Consider the following 19,474-nt stretch of genomic DNA (forward strand, 5'->3'; position numbering starts at 1 on the left):
GTCGTAGTGCCTGCAGCAGCAGTAGTGGCACCAGTAGTCGTAGTAGCGGCTTTAGTGGTAGCCGCAGCCGTGGTAGCCGCTGCCGTAGTAGCGACGGGGGTTGCAGTATTGTCACCGCAAGCTCCAAGGATGGCAGTAACTACCATCAAAAATACTGCTACTACCGACATGCGGGAATAGTGTCTGTTTCTCAATTCTCGCTCCTCCTATTTCATAAAGTCTGACTGATAGAACAACGGGTTGATAAAACCCTATGGGCTAAATCGGATTGGTTAGACGTGGAAAAAAAGTAGTTCCCGATTCAGACTACTATAATAGAAAGTACCACTAAATACGGAGAGTCGCTGTAACCTGAACTACTAAACGCAAATTGGTTTAAAGCTACACCTATAATGACTAAGAAAAAGATCTTAAATATGGATAAAGTATTGTCTTGGGGTATAGCAATTGCTTCGAAGCAATCGGGCAAGTGCTATAATATTAAAGGCTTGATGATTTTTAGCATTTGCATGTTTTCAAAATGTGACTTACGCGCTGGAAAGGTTTTTTCATGACCACTGCACGGGAAATTGCAATTGGAGTTCTGACAAGTGGCGGGGATGCGCAGGGTATGAACGCTGCTTTACGGGCAATTGTGCGTTCAGCCATTATCAGGGACGCTACAGTTTATGCCATTTACGAAGGCTATAAGGGTATGGTGCAAGGTGGCGACCTTATCCGTAAGATGAATTGGAACGATGTCGGCGGTATCCTGCAGCGCGGCGGGACCGTAATCGGCACTGCTCGTTGCACTGAGTTTCGCTCCAGAGAGGGTCGCCTAGAAGCGGCTTTCCATTTGGTTGAACGAGGCATTGACAGGTTGGTAATTATCGGAGGCGATGGCAGCCTCACCGGAGCTAATATATTCCGCCAAGAATGGTCATCTCTGATAGCAGAATTGGTTGGAACCGGAAGAATCACCAAAGAGGAGGCAGACAAACACCCTTTTCTTGGAATTGTAGGTTTGGTTGGCTCTATTGACAACGATATGTACGGAACCGATATGACTATCGGTGCAGATACGGCTCTGCACCGCATCACCGAGGCTTTAGACGCATTGACCAGCACTGCCGCAAGTCATCAGCGTACTTTTGTAGTGGAGGTGATGGGTCGTAATTGTGGTTATCTCGCTTTGATGAGCGCAGTTGCGGGGGGCGCAGACTGGGTTTTGATACCGGAAAACCCACCGGATGTTGATAACTGGGAACAATATATGTGCGACCTGATTCGCGCCGGAAGAAAAGCGGGTAGGCGCGAAAGTATCGTGGTAGTGGCAGAGGGCGCACGTGACAAGAACGGTAGTCCGATTTCCAGTGATTATATTCGCAAAGTGTTGCAAGAGCGTTTAGGAGAGGATACTCGCGTTACCATTCTGGGTCATGTGCAGCGCGGCGGTTCTCCGAGCGCGTTTGATCGCTGGATGAGTACCTTAGTGGGTTATACGGCGGTTGAGGAGTTGCTCAACAGCACGCCTGAGAGCGAACCACAGCTTATCGGTATTCGCTACAACCGTATTACGCATACTCCTTTGATGCAGGATGTGGAGCAAACCCGCATTCTTACAAAGCATATCGCCGAAAAAGAATATGCTAAAGCAATGGAATTGCGTGGCGGTAGCTTCCGCGAAATGTACAATACTTTTCAAGCTCTGGCACAGGCTTTACCATCTGTTACTCACCCGGATAAGGTTTTCCGTTTTGGAATATTGAACGCGGGTGCGCCTGCTCCCGGTATGAATACGGCGGTACGGGCGGCTGTCAGGTTGGTGCTGGATCGTGGACATTCGGTATTGGGTATCCATAACGGCTTTGAAGGCTTGATTAACGGCGATATTAGAGAACTGGAATGGGGCGCGGTTGACGGTTGGACTTCGATGGGCGGGGCGGAACTCGGCACAAGCCGTCTGATTCCAAGCGGTCAAGCTATTTATGCTATTGCCCGTAATCTTGAGACTTACAATATTAATGCGTTGCTGATAGTGGGCGGTTGGGAGAGTTACGAAACCGCATACAAGATGCACACCGAGCAGCCTAATTTCCCGGCTTTCAATATTCCGATGATTTGCTTACCTGCCAGCATTGATAATAATTTGCCCGGTTCTGAACTCAGTATCGGCGCTGATACTGCCCTGAATAATATTGTCGAGGTGGTAGATAAAATAAAACAATCGGCGGTAGCAGCGCGTCGTTGCTTCGTGGTTGAAGTGATGGGGCGCTTTTGCGGCTATCTCGCCCTGATGAGTGGGCTTGCAACCGGCGCGGAGCGGGTTTATATTCATGAAGAGGGGATTCGCCTGCAAGACCTACAAAATGACCTACAAGATATGAGCGAAGGTTTCAAGCATGGGAAACGCTTGAGCCTGATGATTCGCAACGAAAACGCCAACTCTTTGTACACGACCAGTTTCTTATGTTCGCTTTTCGAGGAAGAAGGGCGAGGGATTTTTGATGTGCGGCAAGCCATTCTGGGACATTTGCAGGAGGGTGGCAACCCAAGCCCGTTTGACCGGATTCAGGCTACAAGGTTGGCTGCACGTTGCGTGAAATACCTGACCGAACAACTCGAAAACGGCAAAGTTGATGGCTCTTTCATTGGTTTTAAGGGCGGCAAAGTGGAGATACTTGATATTGAGGAAATGCCGCGTATGGTTGACCCGGTCAATCGCAGACCTAAAGACCAGTGGTGGTTGAATTTGAGAACGGTGGCGCGTTTGTTGGCGCGAGACAATCCTTTGCAACCAAAAATTTAGCCCTTTTCAAGGGGGCGAGTGACCTAATATGGTTACTCGCTCCCCTCTTTTTTAACCTCCTGTCCGATAATTCCCCCCATATTTACCCAATTTAATGATTATATTAACCTTAGTCGGATATGCTGAAACTGTACCAACTTTTATAGTACGGACAAAATTTGCCTTTAACTATCGCAATATATAACGTTCCGTACAACATAATTTCGTTCTTACACAAGGAGGTGTCGGAATGCGCGGGACAATCGTCATTGACGAAAACAGATGCAAAGGCTGTACGCTTTGCTCTACCGTCTGTCCCAAAGAGATAATCCACATGGCGGATTACATTTCCCCACGCGGTTATCACCCCGCTCATCTGGTAGATCCCAAGAATCTTTGCACCGGATGTCTGCTTTGTTCCACTATATGCCCTGATACTGCAATAACCGTTTATCGCGAATGCGCCCGAAAACAGAGCGCGTCGGCTTTAGTTTCCTGAAGGGGAGGATGCTATGGTTAAGGAACTCTGGAAGGGAAATGAGGCAATCGCGGAAGCGGCGGTACGTGCCGGGATGGAAGCTTATTTTGGCTATCCCATCACTCCCCAAACCGAATTGCTGGAGTATTTATCGCGTCGTATGCCCGAATTGGGGCGGGTTTTTATTCAGGCGGAAAGCGAATTGGCAGCCATTAATATGGTGTACGGGGCGGCGGTAGCTGGCGCATATACCATGACTTCCTCCTCTAGCCCCGGAATGTCCTTGATGCAGGAAGGTTTATCCTATATAGCGGCTTCAAATGTACCTTGCGTGATAGTGGATATGATGCGGGGTGGTCCCGGTCTTGGCAATTTGGGCGCAGCGCAAGCCGATTATTTTCAGCTTACCAAAGGGGGTGGGCATGGCGATTATCGTCCGATTGTGTACGCGCCCAACTCGGTGCAAGAAGCAGTTGACATAACTTATAAAGCTTTTGAAATTGCCGAGAAATATCGCACTATCGTAATTATCGCCGGAGATGGCAATATCGGGCAGATTATGGAACCTGCCGAGATGCCTCCGATGAAAACGCTGGATAAGGTGGATAGAGGCTGGGAATTGACCGGCTCTAAGGGGCGAACGCGCCGCTTTAATACTTCGCTCTATCTGCAAGTTGAAGAATTGGAGGCACAAAACCTACGGTTGCGCGAAAAGGAAGCCCTGATTCGACAAAATGAAGGGCGCTATGAGGAACGGTGGACTGAACAAGCCGAGCTATTAGTGGTAGCGTTTGGTTCGGTGGCGCGGGGCGCGTGGTCGGCGGTCAAGGAAGCGCGAGAGCGTGGGATAATGGCGGGCTTCTTCCGCCCGATTAGCCTGTCTCCTTTCCCTTACTTACGGCTGGAAGAACTGTCGCAGCATGTCAAAGAAATACTGGTGGTGGAGTGTAACGCCGGGCAGATGGTCGAGGATGTGCGTTTGGCGGTAGGTTCACAGGCGATGGTTAAATTCTACGGTAGGCTTGGCGGAATTGTGCCGCTGCCCGATGAAATTCTGACCGAGATAATAACTTATGAAACGACTTCGGCTTACCGTGTGACGGCTCAACCCGAAATGCCAGAACTGGCATTAATGGCATAGTGGGAAAGGATGCTGGAATATGACAGCAGATACTTTACAGGTTGTGTACCAAAGACCGGACGCGCTAACGCAAGCCGTGACCCATTATTGCCCCGGCTGCACCCATGGCGTGATTCATCGTTTGGTGGCGGAAGTGCTGGATGAGTTGGATATTAGGGACAAAACTATTGGGGTGGCTTCGGTGGGTTGTTCGGTTTTTGCCTACAACTATTTCAATACCGATTTCGCGCAAGCTCCACATGGACGCGCTCCGGCAATGGCAACGGGCATTAAAAGAGTACATCCCAATAGCGTAGTTTTTACCTATCAGGGCGATGGCGACCTTGCTTCTATCGGCATTGCCGAAATTATTCATGCGGCGGCGCGGGGCGAGAACATAACCGTTATTTTCGTGAACAATGCGGTGTATGGTATGACTGGCGGACAAATGGCTCCTACTACTCTGCCGGGTATGTGTACTACCTCCTCTACTTTGGGTAGAAATGTGGCAACGATGGGCTATCCATTGCGGGTTTCGGAATTACTGGCAAATCTGGAGGGTGTTAGCTATGTGGTGCGCCGTTCGGTGCATGACCCCGGCAACATCAACAAGACCAAAAAGGCGATTAAGACCGCTTTCAGGGCGCAGTTGATTGGTAAAGGGTTGGCGCTGGTAGAAATTCTTTCGTCATGCCCGGTGAACTGGGGCATTGAACCGCCGGAGGCGCTCAAGTTTATCAAGGAAAAGATGATTCCCTATTTCCCGCTCGGCGATTTCAAGGTGGATGTCGAGTTAAAGGCGCTGGAGTAAGGAGGCTTTGCCATGCACGAAGAGATTATTATTTCAGGTTTCGGGGGGCAAGGCGTTCTCTTTGCCGGTCAGTTGCTGGCGTATGCCGTGTTGGCGGAAGCGAGGCATGTTACTTGGATTCCGTCCTACGGACCTGAAATGCGCGGCGGAACGGCGCATTGCACCGTTTGTATATCGGATGAGGAGATAGGCTCGCCGTTGGTACGCCATCCTTCTGCGGTAATACTAATGAACCCGCCTTCGTTTCAGCGTTACATGTCGCTGGTCAAGTCGGGTGGTTTGCTGCTGCTGGATGAGGGCATGATTTCTGAGCGTTCTACTCGTGATGATATTCATGAGGTGGTGATTCCGGCTCAAGCTATTGCTGCCGAGTTAGGCTTTGACCAAATTGCCAATCTGGTTTTGTTGGGGGCGTTGGTGGCAGCTACTAGTGTGGTTAAATTCGAAACGCTTGATAAGGTGTTGGAAGAACACCTTAGTCTGCGCCATCAAGATGCGCTGGTTGCTAACCGACTTGCGCTTCGGCGCGGAGCGGCGTTCTGCCTTCCGTTAGGTTTGAAATAACCTTTTTCTCAGGTGAAAGGACAGATGGGTGTATGATAACAGCCCTGTCTGTTCTTTTTTTGTTGTCTAATTGGCGCGTTTGAGTATAGAATATGAGCAGACTGAAATCGCAAATCCTAAAAATCTCAATGGAACAGGTTAATCGTTATGACCCTAAAAGACAGAAACATTTTGCTGGGCGTTTCCGGCGGCATTGCGGCTTATAAGGTGGCGCAACTCGCCCGCGACCTAACCAAAGAGGGGGCAAAGGTGGATGTGGCGATGACCGAAGCCGCCACCCGTTTTGTTACCCCTCTTACCTTCCAAGCGTTGACTCATCGCAAGGTTTATACCGACCTGTGGCAGGAGTGGACGGAGGAGGAGAAGGGGCATGTGACGCTGGCGCATCGGGCGGAACTGGCGGTTATTGCTCCTGCTACTGCCGATATTATTGCTCGGATAGCGCAAGGGCTGGCGAACGATATGCTCACCACTACCCTATTGGGTTGTCCCGCCCCGTTGATAATTGTTCCTGCAATGGAGAGCAATATGTATCAGCACCCTGCCACTCAGCAGAATCTTGCCACTCTTAGGGCGCGTGGCGCGATTATCCTCGAACCGGGGGTTGGGATGCTGGCGAGTGGGGCAAGTGGGGTCGGGCGGATGCCAGAACCAGAGGAGATTCTAGGCTATATCAAGTTGGTGCTGGGGAAATACTATGGCGATTTGATAGGCAAACGCTTTGTTATTACGGCGGGCGGGACGCAAGAACCGCTAGACCCGGTGCGTTATTTGGGCAATCGTAGCAGTGGACAAATGGGTTATGCACTGGCGCAGTCGGCTCTGGAACGTGGCGCAGATGTCACGCTCATAAGCGGACCTGTGAATCTGAACCCCCCGGTGGGATGCAAGTTTGTTAGCATAAAAACCGCTTGTGAGATGGAAGCAGCGGTGAAACGCGCTCTTTTTGAGGACGAATTGCCTGCCGATGTGCTGGTGATGGCGGCGGCAGTGGCGGATTTTCGCCCGGTGACTTCCAGTGACCACAAAATAAAGAAGGATAAAACCGCGCCTACGATTGAGCTAACCCTTAATCCCGATATTCTGGGCGGTTTGAAAGACGCGCCCGGTCTGGAGAAACTGTTACGAGTGGGTTTTGCTGCCGAAACGGATGATTTACATGCCAATGCCGAGAAGAAGTTGAATAATAAGAATCTGGATATGATTGTAGCGAATGAAGCGGTGAGCAGCATCGGACACAGCGAAAATCAGGTGACGTTAATTGAACGCGGCGGGGGTATTACCGAGTATGAGCGCAAGCCCAAACGGGAAGTAGCAGAGCTTATTCTTGATAAGGTGTTGGAACTGGTGGCAAAGAAAATATAGTAAATCAAAAAATGCATGCGTTGTTATCGGGGTATCACCCGCTATAGTTGAAACTTTGCAACTTTTATTCCGCGAGACGGTCAGTAGGGAGGTAGCGATATTATAACCGCCCTATTTGTAAAGATTGTAAATGCAATCAGCTTGTCTTATGTGTTAAAATATAATGAAATATTTACATTCCGGTTGGTAAAACTTTCTTATGGTTTTTTTGATAAATTTAGAATTCAGCAATTTCAAGTAATAAAATAACCAAAATAAGTTTTGCTCTGTAATGCGGAGTGGTTGAAATGGCAAATGATGGCAACAACAAGAAAGACCTTGACCCAAGAATCAAGCGCAACTGGGAAGATATTCAGAAACGGCATTCGTACCCGGTAAATGCTATAGGAGTACGCATTGACCCTAAGGATAAAGAAACCTTGCGAGTCTGGCGAGAGAATGGAATAGACAGGTTTCTGAAAGAGTGAGTTGAGTGATCAAAAACAAACTGGTGCTGGTGGTTGATGATAGCCCCACTATACGCAAAATTGTTGAAATTACACTCAAGAGAGAAGGCTACCGGGTAAATACCTGTGAAAGCGCAATGAAAGCTCTTGCCTGTATCACCGATGAGCAGCCCGATCTGGTGCTGCTGGATGTGATATTACCGATAATGGACGGTTATCAGGTTTGCAAAATAATCAAGAGCCGATATCGGAATCTGCCGATTATTATGCTAACTAGCAAAGACGGTTTCTTTGACAAAATTCGTGGTAAAATGGCTGGGTCAACCCAGTATATTACCAAACCTTTCGAACCCAAAGAACTACTGGCGGTTGTTCGGAAACACACCGGCGGCAGTTAGAACGGGAGGTTAAAAACACTGGATGTCTTCAACTACCATATTAAACGGGCGTATTGATAAAACAGACTTGACAACGCTGCTACGTACCGCTGAGAAAGAAAAACTCAGCGGTGAGTTAGGTTTCCAGCGGCAAAATGAGAAAATTAACCTATATTATCTCTTTGGGCAGTTGTACCATGCCAAATGGGCTGATATTACTGGTATTGATGCTGTCCGCGAGCTTTTGAACTGGAGAAATGGTACATATATCTTTACTGAAGGAATAATCCCTGCCCAAGCCAGCATCAACGATGATATAGATTTAATCCTTGCCAAAGCTCCAAATCGAGGTGGACGACCTCAAACCGGGTCATTACCGCCAATGCCCCAGGCAGCGCCTATTTCAGTCGCGTTACCTAATTTAGAAACTGGTAACTACATGGCTGATTTGGTTCCATTCGACCTGAAAGATTTAGGAATATCTGACGAACAAGCTCCCAAGATTTCAGCAAACAGAGAGTTTCAAACCCCCCCTTCTGGTAACGGTATAAACCAAAATAGCCCTGAATTATTTGAATTGCCTCCTACTCTTACCGATGATAATCAACTTGACCAGAAACCCCCCTCAAACGGATTCTACCGTACCCGCTATATTTGCCTACCCCTTGGCGAGCAAATGTCCAATTCGTTGGTAGCTACCGGTCCTCAATTGGAAGACGAGTTGCTGAGCCTTGCCAACATTGGCTTCACCGGATATGTGTTAGGTGGTCCTGAAGTTGACGGATTTCCGGCAGTGGGTATCGCTATGTATCATGGGCGTTTTATCCACGCCTTTTACCACGCGAAGGGACAGACCGGACCGATTATGCATGACGGGGAGAAAGCTTTCCGGGCGGTTATTGAGCAAAAGGGCAGCGGGACAGCCCGCTTTTATTGGTTCTATGAAATAAGCATGGAAATAATGCTTGCCTCGATTGCACTATTGACTCCTTCCACCCGCTATTCACACCTTGAAGTTCGTATAGTCCGCTTCAAAGAATTATTGCGAATGCTTGGCGAGGAGAATCATACCGGGTGTGTAAGAATCAATGTAGCGTCTAAATCAGTAGGAGCTAATAGCAAGGCAAGCCTATTAGCCGGAGACACCGCCTATATTCCGCTCTATGAAGGCTCGATTATGGGGCTTTGGACTGATAATTTCCCGCGAATTTCTAATGATGGGCAATTGCTTCAGCGGTTTTTGAACGAGCCACAAGCCTATCTTGATTTGCATACTACTGTACCGACTAGCGAGCCCGGTCTTACGCTTGAAACTGTATTGCGTTCTCCTACTAATCATACTGAGAAATTTGCCATCAATATACCGCAAGCGCCTGCTATGACTCTGTCTGAACATTCTCAATACACACCGATTCCCCAACCTCCGCTACAGCCAGTTTTTGAACCTTTGGCTGCTAATGTACCGATACACGAACAGGTTTTGCCTTTAGACGATGACGAGCGGCAATTGCGATTGATTACTGCTATATCGCGGATGGAAGCAACTTGGACGCAAGCGCAAAAGAAAGAACGGGTGGAAATGCACACCGCCCTTTTACTATTGGCAGGCTTCGTCAATGATGTATTATCGTTGTGTGAAAACGCTGATGGGCGGCAATTTGTATTAGAAATGATTAATCACGGTCTTCAAAAGGAGTTTGCGCCTTACATCAATTTCATGATGAGTATAGACATTCCTAATGGACGTATTAATCTTGTAAAATTATTGCGAGGATATGAAGTTTATTCAAGAGAAGGCGAAAGAGCCTCGTCAGAGTTCTACCGAGAATCGGCAAAAGCCTTGCGTACCGTAATACGCAGTTGCTTTCAGTCTTATGTAGGTTTCGTTCGGCGGGAAACAGTTCGTTTTGAATCCCAAGAGATGTACGAAATTTTCCTACAAGATGTTGTTAGGCGCATATAACATTAGCGAGGAAATAACGGAATGTCGCATAAAATATTAGTAGTAGATGATAGTCCCACAGAGCGAACTTTGATGAGTTTGCCGCTTCAACAAGCGGGTTATTATATTGTTACTGCTGTGGACGGAGATGATGCGCTTGATAAGATTGTCAAAGAGAATCCCGACCTAGTAGTGCTGGACGTAGTAATGCCAAAAAAAAACGGCTATCAGGTATGTCGTGAGATTCGTACTCGCCTCGGAAAAGAAAAGTTGCCGATTATATTGCTAACTACCAAAAGTGAAGCTAGTGATAAATTCTGGGGTATGAAACAGGGCGCGAACGAATACATAACCAAACCATTTAAAGGTGACGAACTGGTGGCAATAGTTAAACGGTTGCTGTAAATTTTGCCTTTACTGATTATCTTAAATATACATATGGGTTTTGTTCTATGACAAATCCTTTCCAGATGAGTGATACCAGTATCACTTCCCCTGAAAGTTTCTCACACAAAGAAACCGACCCTGCGCCGGTGCAATATTTACTGTTTACCCTTGCTGGTAATAAATATGGTGTGCCTATAAATCAGCTTCAGGAAGTATTGAGATTTAATCCTGATGCGCTTGCACCCGTCCCCAATACAGCAGATTGGCTGGAAGGTATTATCAGCTTACGTGGCGCTATAACCTCAGTGATAAATCTCAAAATATATTTCAAACTTGAGGCTGAGTATTCTTCAAACCGTTCTTCCGCTGATTTTGTTATGGGCAGCGCTGTCCCCCGCTTGCTAGTGGTTTATGCCAATAACCTGTCAATCGCATTACTGGTAGAAGATATAAACGGGATTCTGTTTGTACAGCCAGAACTTATCCTATCTGTAACCCAAGTAATAAAAGATAGCTATGGGAAAATCGGTGATTTCTTAAGTGGGTTCTATACTGAGCAAGAAACCGATACAGCAATAGCCCTGATAAACGCCCAAAACCTGATTATTACTCCAGCCTTACAACAAGTGAGTGCAGCAACTTAGTTTCCCTTTCTAGGCAGACTCAAAGGAGATATAGATTAATGCAAAAGTTACTCCGTGTTCAAGATTGGTCTATTTTCTACAAGCTATTAGCTGCCTTCATCATTATTGCACTCGCTGCCCTCATTCCGGTTTCAATTATTAACCAACAACAAGCAAGGCAAGGTCTTTTACAGGAAGCGCAAAGAAACCTTGCAAACCTTAGTCGTAATACTACTAATGCCGTCAGTGCTTATTTACTCACCCGTGAGCAGGATATGGCGCAAATCGCCCTCAACGAAGCACTCGTTAACTTTATGAAAACTGCCCAAACCGACCGCAGTGCGCTAGGGCCAAACAACCGTGACCAGCATGATACCTTAACCCTGCTTAAAACTCGCGCTCCTTTGATGGGTCAAGATACTTATCTAGTATTGGCGAACCCCACCGGACAAATCGAAATTACCTCCGAACCCGAAGGCGGGTTGCGTGCTGGGGAGTCAAACAACCTCTCCGACCAGACTTACTTTCAAGATATTATAGTCAAGAAGAAATCATCAGTAATTACTGACCCTCAGCTTGTACGCTTCAATGAGAAAAGCGGTACAGTTGAAGCGGTCATTTTCTTTGCTGCGCCAGTCCGCGATGCCTCATCCCAAATAATTGGAATAGCAGTTGCCCGCATACCACTTAACGGTATCTGGCAAATTGTAAATGCCGATAAAGAAGCTGCCGGTGAGGGTAGCTTTGCAATGTTGGTTGATAGCAGCGGAGTACGTATTGCGGATAGTCGTTCAACCGATGATGTTTTAGGCAATTCCAAGTATCTCTTTTCTGTGCTTTATTCTATCCCTGCCAGTGGTGCTGGTAGCGCACAGGAACTTCTCGCAACTAACCGGTTTCCCAAAGATTTCAATTTTGCCAATAAACAAGACGCTATTCAGGGGATTTTCGGTAGGTCACAAAGCCAAAATTTTGATACCAATAATCGCTTCTTTGAAATAAAGCTTAATAATGCCGATTATCAAGGCGCATACGGACGCACCGGCTCAAAACAGTGGAGTTATTATATACTCGTGCCAAACTCCACTTTCGCCGCTGCTGCCAATAATATTACCAACACTTCTATTATTCTCAGTATCATTGCGGTGGTTTTGCTGCTTATCGTCGCTTTTGTGTTGGCAAATACGCTAATCCAACCAATCCGTCGCATTACAAGAGTTTTAGGGCGTATCGGCATGGGCGATTTTGAAGTTCGTGTGCCGGTAACAAACCAAGACGAATTGGGGCAATTGAGTATTACCCTCAACGCAATGTTTGATAACACCTTGACGGAGATACAAAACCGCGAGGAAAAAGAACAACTCCAATCGCAAATTACCCGTCTATTGGAAGAAATCAGCACAGTAGCAGAAGGTGACTTGACGGTTCAGGCGGAAGTAACCGCCGATATGACCGGGGCAATTGCCGACTCCTTCAACCTGATGATTGAAGAATTGCGTAAAACCATTATCAATATCCAACGCGCTAACAGCCAAACCAACAGTTATGTTAACCTAATGGTAGATAATGCCCAAATGCTCGATGGAGTATCAGACCGACAAGCAAACCGGGTTATGCGCGTTTCCGGCAACGTCAATGAAATGAACATCGCCATTCAGCATGTGTCAGCATCCGCTAATGATGCTGCGAAAGTAGCGCAAGAAGCCCTCGCTAATGCCAGATATGGCGAAGAAGCGGTTACACGCACCATTAGCAGTATGAACCGGATTCGGAATAATGTTCAGGAAACCGCCAAGAAAATCAAACGTTTGGGTGAAAGCTCTCAGCAAATCGGTGAAATAGTAAAACTAATTGACGACATTGCCGACCAAACAAATATGCTGGCTTTGAACGCTGCTATCCAAGCTGCTACCGCCGGTGAGCAGGGGAAAGGCTTCTCTATGGTCACTGAAGAAGTACGACGGCTGGCACAGCGTAGTTCAAACGCCGTCCGCGAAATTGCACATTTGGTCAAATCCATTCAGGATGATACCGCTTCCGCAGTGGTCGCAATGGAAGATGGTACTTCAGAAGTAGTGGAAGGTTCTAGAATTGCGGACGAAGCGGGCAAAGCATTAATCGTGATTGAAGAAGTTGTGGGTAAATTGGCAAACTTAAGCTTTGCTATTTCGGAAAGCTCGGTGCAACAAGCCGAAACTTCCAATGATATTGCGCGTAGCATGAATGAAATTTCCAGCCTTACCCAAGAAGCAGTTTCTTTGCGTCGACAATCCGGGGAAGTAGTGAAAATGGTAGAAAAAACCGCGCAGGAATTACGTTCTTCTGTTGCCGCCTTTAAAGTTGCCGAAGATACGTCTACCTTTAACGTGGGGGATTTTTACGAACAAAAGGCGCAAACTCAGGTTGAAGTATCCTCACCTACTTTCGCTCCGCCGTTAGTAATAATAGCGCAAACTAACGGAAAACCGCTCGAAACTTCCAACCTCGATGGATTCTCTCATCTCAACGATAACGGTGATATTGATCTTTCTTCTTTGTTTACCGATGAATCCGACTTCTTCGACTCTATATTTGATGAGGTGGGTACAAACAAAACTCCTGTTGAACCCCCACAGGCGCTGGGATAATAAAGCATATGGAATTTGAAACAGAAATCGTCTTATCCTTTTTGGATGAGGTAAGTGAATACATTCCGCAGTTGGAGCGCCACTTCAAAACGTTAGGCAACAATCCAAATGACAAGGAAAGTTTGGAGGAAGCTTATCGCCTTGCCCACAGCATTAAAGGGTCAGCCTCAATGCTGGAAATGGAAGAAATGAGGCAGTTAGGTTGGGAATTAGAACAAATTTTGCTACCCTTTATTGAAAAAAAAGCTCGTTACCAACCACAATTGAGTCAGCAAATGCTGAGCCGTGTGAATAACCTAACAAAGCTGATAGACAGCAAACGCCAAGAACTTAGTAGCGAAGCAGACGTACAGGCAGAAGAAGAATGGGACGCTTTTGATGAGATGCCAACCTTCTCTCCAATATGGGAAACACCCACTGCCCCTTCTCTGCCCTTAACAAATTTCCCTCGAACGGGACAGCCTAAAACTTTGGACGATTTGATTCTGGAGTTCAGCCAAATACAAGATACGCGGAAAGGGGATAATTTAGAATCGCTGCCGAATTTATCGAATATTGCGCTAGGCTTTGGTTTTAATACAGAACCCCCCAAAAGCCAAAGCAAGCCTGACCCTGTTTTGCAGCCTACTTCAATTGATTGGACAAATTCACCGCTCTATGATGTAATATTCAACGATTTTGAAGAAGAAATTCCTGTTCCACCTGTATTAGCAGAACCCACTATCGTACCATCCAGTAAATTGCCTTATCCTATGCCTATATATATTACTTCCGACCCATCTCCTGCAATAATCTTTGAGCCAAATCAAATACCCATGGAACTTGATGAATTACAGGATGAAAGGGATAAGAGGATTCAAGAAATAGCCTCCACTGGCTATGACCATAAACTCGATTCGACCCTGCCAGCTTGGATGACATCTTTTCCCGAAAGCGGAGAAGATGAAAGCGTCTCAATTGATGATTTCCACGAAATTGAAGAAATTCTAAGTTCCACCCATGTAGAAGAGCATGTCAATCAGCTACAAGCACAAATTTTGCCGCATCTTGGCGGTAATCCATACGAGATTGTTGAAGCTATTTTGCCCTCTGACATACTAAGTATTGATGGTGAACTATTAGACTCGATTGATGACGAATTGACAGCACGCGAATTCATTGATATTAGCCACATCGTTGAGATTAATGCAGTTTCGCAAGTGGAGAGTGAAGAAAAAACCGCAGAGTTCCACGAAGCCTCACAGCTATTCACTGATTTGGAAGCCGCCGACATCGAATTAGCCCCTGAAGAAAAGTTCACGGGCATGAGGTTTGATGAAGTAGAAACTGCCATTCAACAATTACGACAGGGACAAACCGGAGAATTAGGCGATTTAAGCGAAGAGGATATAGCCATGCTGGAAGCTATGGATACTACCGGCTTCGGTTTTGAACCTGCTCCGTTATTCCTAGCAGAAGCGCAGGCTGACATTGATAAAATCACCAAATTAGCGCAAAATTTTGGGGTGCAAAGTTACACTGATGGCGCTGCCTCCCAATTGAACCAAATTTCTGCGATGCTGCGTAAAGTGGCGGAGATGATGGGTTTAGCGAAAATTGCCGACCAGATAACTATCATAGAAGAAATTAGTGGCGCAGTTGAGAATAATAATTTACCGGCAAGCTTTGAAGTGGGCGAAATGTTGCGTAGCGCCGTAGCCGATCTCGATTTCTTGCTTGAGCCACACCAGAATGCTGCTTCAGCTTTGACTCTTTCGCCTATTCCACAAAACGATGAAGAAATAGTTGCCTTTGAAGCGGAGGCAGTCGTAGCGAATCCTCAGCTTAAATCAGAAATAACTAGCCAGCACCTTGCCCATTTTGGCAATGAACGAAGCACCACAAAGGCAATGCCGCTTTCTGGAGTTGAAGTAGATACCGCACTAGCAGAGGTTTTTGCCGGAGAAGCGCGTGAGCATATTCATAACCTCGATCTTTACTTAGGACGGTTGGAAAAAGAGCCTACCAACCGGGAAATCATTCGAGAGATTCGGCGTACTGCCCACACCCTTAAAGGTTCGGCAGCAATGGTTGGGTTTACTGTAATCAGCCAAACCTCCCATCTAATGGAAGATTTGCTGGATCGCCTTTATGAAGGCTTAATGGAGGTCAATAAAGGAACGATTGAGCTTTTATTCGTTACCTTTAACTATATTGATAACACCGCGCGTGGTCTCGAACGCGGTAGCCCGGAAAATCCTGCTACTCTTAATGAATTACGCTCACGCTATGCTGCTATCATTTGCGAGGAAGAAGAAGAAGAGTCTAAGGGTGGCGCATTTATATTTAAAGAGGCGCAGGCACAAGCGGCAGAGCTTGATATACCAACGCTACATGCCGTAAGAGAAGAAGAAATAGCCGCACTGGAGGTTGAACAAAACGTTCAGCAAGGAGAAACAACTCAATTTCCTGTTTCTAGCCCGTTAGATGTGGAAATTGAGGTGCGCGTACCGATTAAACGTCTAAACGAAATGTTAAACCAAGTAGGCGAACTGGTTATCAACCGCACTGTTTTAGAACAAAACTCTCAAGCATATAACCGGGTAGTAGAAGAATTAAGTCTGGCACTTAGACGCTTGCAGCGACTTACCCGTGAGCTTGAAACCCGCTATGAGGTAGAACTTCTTAAAAATTCAGGCGTTCCAAACGGAAGTGCAACCGCTATACCCCAATTTTCTAGCTTCGGCAACCGCTTTACGCCCGATTCCTATGACGGGGAATTTGATGAGCTAGAAATGGATCGTTATACTGAGTTCCATCAGGTTTCTCGCGAAATGACTGAAACTGTCTCTGACCTTTCCACAATGCAAAGAGACCTTGAAACGCTTCGTAACGACTTAGAAAACTTGACTATGCAACAAGGGCGCATCACCGATGATTTGCAGGATAAATTGGTGAAAATTCGCCTCGTTCCCCTCTCCACTCTTACGCCACGTCTATACCGAACCGCCCGAACGGTAGCAGCGAGAGAGGGCAAAGAAGTGCAATTTCTAGTTTCAGGTGATAATACAATGGTTGATAAAACAATCTTTGAAGAAATAGGGGACCCGCTTTTACACTTGATACGAAACGCCTTAGATCATGGGATTGAAATGCCGGAGGTGCGGGAAGCGGTGGATAAACCGCGTCAAGGTACGGTGACTTTTACGGCACGCACTGAAGGTTCTCAGGTAGTAATTGAAATACGCGATGATGGCGCAGGTATTGACACTGAATTGTTCCTTCTCCGAGGCATAGAAAAAGGTTTGATACGCGCCAATTCAAACCCGACTCTTTCGGAAATTTATAACCTCATGTTCCTACCCGGTTTCAGTACCTCAGCCACAATCAGCGAAATTTCAGGACGTGGTATAGGTCTTGATGTAGTTCAGGCTAACGTAGCTGCGCTGAAAGGCATCATTGAGGTTGAATCGGAACTCGGTGTAGGCACTGTTTTCACCATACGCTTGCCAAGCACTCTCACTATTACCCGTGCAATTCTTGTGAAAAGTGGTGGGTACACCTATGCTATTCCGGTTGGTATTATCGAACGTACTACCCGGATTGATGCCGGCACAATCGAATTTATGGCGAACAGACCTTATTTTCATCCTGAAAACGAAAATTCTAGCCTACCTTTAATAAATTTGCGGGACTTGTTACGCCTGCCAAACCGCTTGCGAAACCATAATTTTGATGAGGACAGCAATACTCCGCGCACGGACAGACCGTTGCTGATATTGGCAGGTTTAGATAGATATGCTTTAGAAGTAGATGAATTAGTCCGACAGCAAGAAGTAGTAATTAAAGATCTCGGTACTCACCTCAAAACGATTCAGGGTATCCTCGGCTCTACTATACTCGGTAACGGGCAAGTGGTGCTAATTTTGAATATTTTTGAACTTTTGGTGATGGCAGGCTTGCGGGGTGGTAGTTATGTTTCCAGTTTTGTCAGCGTTCCTAAAGCAAAACCGCAGGAAAGAGCTATTGCTGCACGCGAAATGAGGCGAGGTACAACAGGGCGGCTACTTCTGCCGGGAGTACAGCCCCAAACCGTGTTTAGACAAAAGCGTTCACCGATGATTCAAATTGTTGATGACTCACTCAGTGTCCGAAAAGTGTTATCAGGCATGCTGGAAAAATCCGGTTTCAGAGTACGCACCAGTAAGGACGGACAGGAAGCGTTGGAAGCCCTTCAACAACTTGCTGCGCCCGACCTGATAATAATGGACATCGAAATGCCCCGTATGGATGGATACGAACTCACACGATTATTAAAATCAAGCCCACTATATCGCAATATCCCGGTTGTAATGCTAACCAGCCGTGGCGGTATCAAGCATCGGCAAAAAGCCGAAGATATGGGCGCAGATGGCTTTTTGGTAAAACCTTATCAAGAGGAGGAATTGCTGCAAATGGTAAGTGTTTTGCTTACCAGCGCACACTAATAACTATGGAAAATCCCACATCCCTCTCCTACAAAGGCGCAGGAGTAGATATAGAAGCCGGCGATGAAGCCAGCTCAAACGCATTTATGGCAGCACGTAGCACCTATCGTTCCGAAATAATTGAAAAAAGCGGGGTAGTATTATTTGATGCTCGTTTCCAAAACTATCGCCACCCTATGCTCATTGGCGGTAGTGATGGCGTTGGTACAAAACTCAAAATAGCCTTCATGACAGACCGCCACAATACGGTTGGCATTGACCTTGTGGCAATGTGTGTAAATGACCTCATACGGCGCGGCGCTGAACCTTTGGTCTTTTTACCCTATTTTGCCACCGGAAAACTGAATACAGACATAGCGGAACAGGTTTCTGAAGGGGTCGCGGAAGGCTGTCGCCGGGCTAATTGCAGCATAGTTGGCGGCGAAACAGCCGAAATGCCGGGCTTCTATGCACCGGGTGAATACGATATGGCTGGAAGTTGTTTCGGTGTTGTTGAGAATGCCGGAATCATTACCGGAGAAGCCATTCAATCCGGCGATATTATTCTCGGTTTAGCCAGCAGCGGCTTGCATAGCAACGGCTACTCGTTGGCACGCCGCGCAATTTTACCGCACTACGCGCTGAAAGACACTCCTCCTGAATTAAACGGCCAGTCTTTGGCAGATGCGTTACTTGAGCCAACCCGAATTTATGTCAAATCAGTATTGGCTGTTTTAAGAACAGCCGCAGTTATAAACGGGTTGGCACATATCACAGGCAGCGGCTTTCGCAAGCTTTATAAAATAATACCGAAAGAGCTATCTGCCAAAATAGATTTCGATAGTTGGCATATACCGCCAATCTTCAAGTTAATTCAAGCGTCTGGAAATGTGGAACAAGCCGAAATGTTCAAAACCTTTAACATGGGTATTGGCTTTGCGGCAGTTGTACCTGCTGCCGATGCCGCCGCAATTAGCGCCTTATTTGCGGAACTTGGCGAAAAAGTGTATCAGATTGGCGTGATTGAAAAAAGATAACTTGTTGAATTGAGAATTAAGTAGCCCTTCCCAATTTCGGGGAGGGTTTTTTAGTTCGGCGATAAGAAGAGGTAAGTTAAGGAAAGGTGCATATAGGGGTAGTTACAAGATTTCGGGTGAAAGCGAAGCTAGGGACAAATTTCACAAATTAGGCAATCAAGCGGTCAATTTCGTCCAGTTTGGCGGGGCGGGTGGAAATGGGAAAATCACCGGCGGTATAAGCTAGCCATAAAAGCAGGTTTATATCACTGGCGTTAGGTTGAGCCATTTTGAGCAAAATAGAGTGGGCTTCGGCTTTAAACCCTAGTTTGGCTATTGCGATAGCTCGCTCATCAAGTCTAAAACCAAACTGAATTGCTATATAGTTGATAACTTGCTGCTAATAATAACCACACAAACTTAAGGGAAAGATTAACGCATATAAAAAGTTGGTATCCTTTCAATAGTTCGGGTAGAACTCGCGAAATTACGGTCATTTTAGGTTC

Annotated in this window: 16 protein-coding genes; 14 read left to right on the forward strand and 2 right to left on the reverse strand. The window is 46.5% G+C overall.

Annotated features, from left to right (window positions below):
* On the reverse strand, positions 1-194 hold a 194-nt coding region (locus tag WCK19_RS01170; protein WP_342395512.1), incomplete at its 3' end, for a hypothetical protein.
* Between the two features lie 356 nt (positions 195-550).
* Here WCK19_RS01170 and WCK19_RS01175 point away from each other — a divergent pair.
* The 14 genes from WCK19_RS01175 (at position 551) to purM (ending at position 18,989) form a co-directional block, all read left to right on the forward strand.
* The gene (locus tag WCK19_RS01175) at positions 551-2,788 is read left to right on the forward strand and encodes a 6-phosphofructokinase (protein ID WP_342395513.1); all 2,238 of its coding nucleotides are present in this window, start codon (positions 551-553) and stop codon (positions 2,786-2,788) included.
* A 229-nt stretch (positions 2,789-3,017) separates the two neighbouring features.
* A complete protein-coding gene (locus tag WCK19_RS01180) occupies positions 3,018-3,266 on the forward strand; it encodes a 4Fe-4S dicluster domain-containing protein (protein WP_342395514.1) in 249 nt (82 codons plus the stop codon).
* 13 nt (positions 3,267-3,279) lie between these two features.
* Positions 3,280-4,386 carry a 3-methyl-2-oxobutanoate dehydrogenase subunit VorB gene (gene vorB, locus WCK19_RS01185; protein WP_342395515.1) on the forward strand — a complete coding sequence of 369 codons (1,107 nt, stop codon included), beginning with the start codon at positions 3,280-3,282 and terminating at the stop codon, positions 4,384-4,386.
* Between the two features lie 19 nt (positions 4,387-4,405).
* Entirely contained in the window at positions 4,406-5,176 is a 771-nt protein-coding gene (locus WCK19_RS01190) for a thiamine pyrophosphate-dependent enzyme (RefSeq protein ID WP_342395516.1), read from the forward strand.
* Between the two features lie 12 nt (positions 5,177-5,188).
* Entirely contained in the window at positions 5,189-5,740 is a 552-nt protein-coding gene (locus WCK19_RS01195) for a 2-oxoacid:acceptor oxidoreductase family protein (RefSeq protein WP_342395517.1), read from the forward strand.
* A 147-nt stretch (positions 5,741-5,887) separates the two neighbouring features.
* Entirely contained in the window at positions 5,888-7,105 is a 1,218-nt protein-coding gene (gene coaBC / locus WCK19_RS01200; RefSeq protein WP_342395518.1) for a bifunctional phosphopantothenoylcysteine decarboxylase/phosphopantothenate--cysteine ligase CoaBC, read from the forward strand.
* Between the two features lie 287 nt (positions 7,106-7,392).
* Entirely contained in the window at positions 7,393-7,572 is a 180-nt protein-coding gene (locus tag WCK19_RS01205) for a hypothetical protein (protein WP_342395519.1), read from the forward strand.
* Between the two features lie 5 nt (positions 7,573-7,577).
* Entirely contained in the window at positions 7,578-7,949 is a 372-nt protein-coding gene (locus WCK19_RS01210) for a response regulator (RefSeq protein WP_342395520.1), read from the forward strand.
* Between the two features lie 22 nt (positions 7,950-7,971).
* Complete coding sequence (locus WCK19_RS01215) at positions 7,972-9,891, forward strand: DUF4388 domain-containing protein (RefSeq protein ID WP_342395521.1); 1,920 nt, start codon at positions 7,972-7,974, stop codon at positions 9,889-9,891.
* Positions 9,892-9,912: 21 nt separating this feature from the next.
* Positions 9,913-10,275 carry a response regulator gene (locus WCK19_RS01220; RefSeq protein ID WP_342395522.1) on the forward strand — a complete coding sequence of 121 codons (363 nt, stop codon included), beginning with the start codon at positions 9,913-9,915 and terminating at the stop codon, positions 10,273-10,275.
* Between the two features lie 47 nt (positions 10,276-10,322).
* Positions 10,323-10,901 (forward strand): chemotaxis protein CheW, encoded by a 579-nt coding sequence (locus tag WCK19_RS01225; protein WP_342395523.1) that lies wholly within the window; start codon positions 10,323-10,325, stop codon positions 10,899-10,901.
* 38 nt (positions 10,902-10,939) lie between these two features.
* Complete coding sequence (locus WCK19_RS01230) at positions 10,940-13,507, forward strand: methyl-accepting chemotaxis protein (RefSeq protein ID WP_342395524.1); 2,568 nt, start codon at positions 10,940-10,942, stop codon at positions 13,505-13,507.
* A gap of 8 nt (positions 13,508-13,515) precedes the next feature.
* Positions 13,516-17,973 (forward strand): response regulator, encoded by a 4,458-nt coding sequence (locus WCK19_RS01235; RefSeq protein ID WP_342395525.1) that lies wholly within the window; start codon positions 13,516-13,518, stop codon positions 17,971-17,973.
* Positions 17,974-17,978: 5 nt separating this feature from the next.
* Complete coding sequence (gene purM / locus WCK19_RS01240; protein ID WP_342395526.1) at positions 17,979-18,989, forward strand: phosphoribosylformylglycinamidine cyclo-ligase; 1,011 nt, start codon at positions 17,979-17,981, stop codon at positions 18,987-18,989.
* A gap of 148 nt (positions 18,990-19,137) precedes the next feature.
* Here the strand turns inward: purM and WCK19_RS01245 are convergent, their stop codons facing one another.
* Positions 19,138-19,266, reverse strand: coding sequence for a hypothetical protein (locus WCK19_RS01245; RefSeq protein ID WP_342395527.1), 129 nt, complete (start codon positions 19,264-19,266; stop codon positions 19,138-19,140).
* Positions 19,267-19,474: the final 208 nt, after the last annotated feature.

This window comes from Candidatus Chlorohelix sp. (genome assembly GCF_037138995.1).
Lineage (GTDB): Bacteria > Chloroflexota > Chloroflexia > Chloroheliales > Chloroheliaceae > Chlorohelix.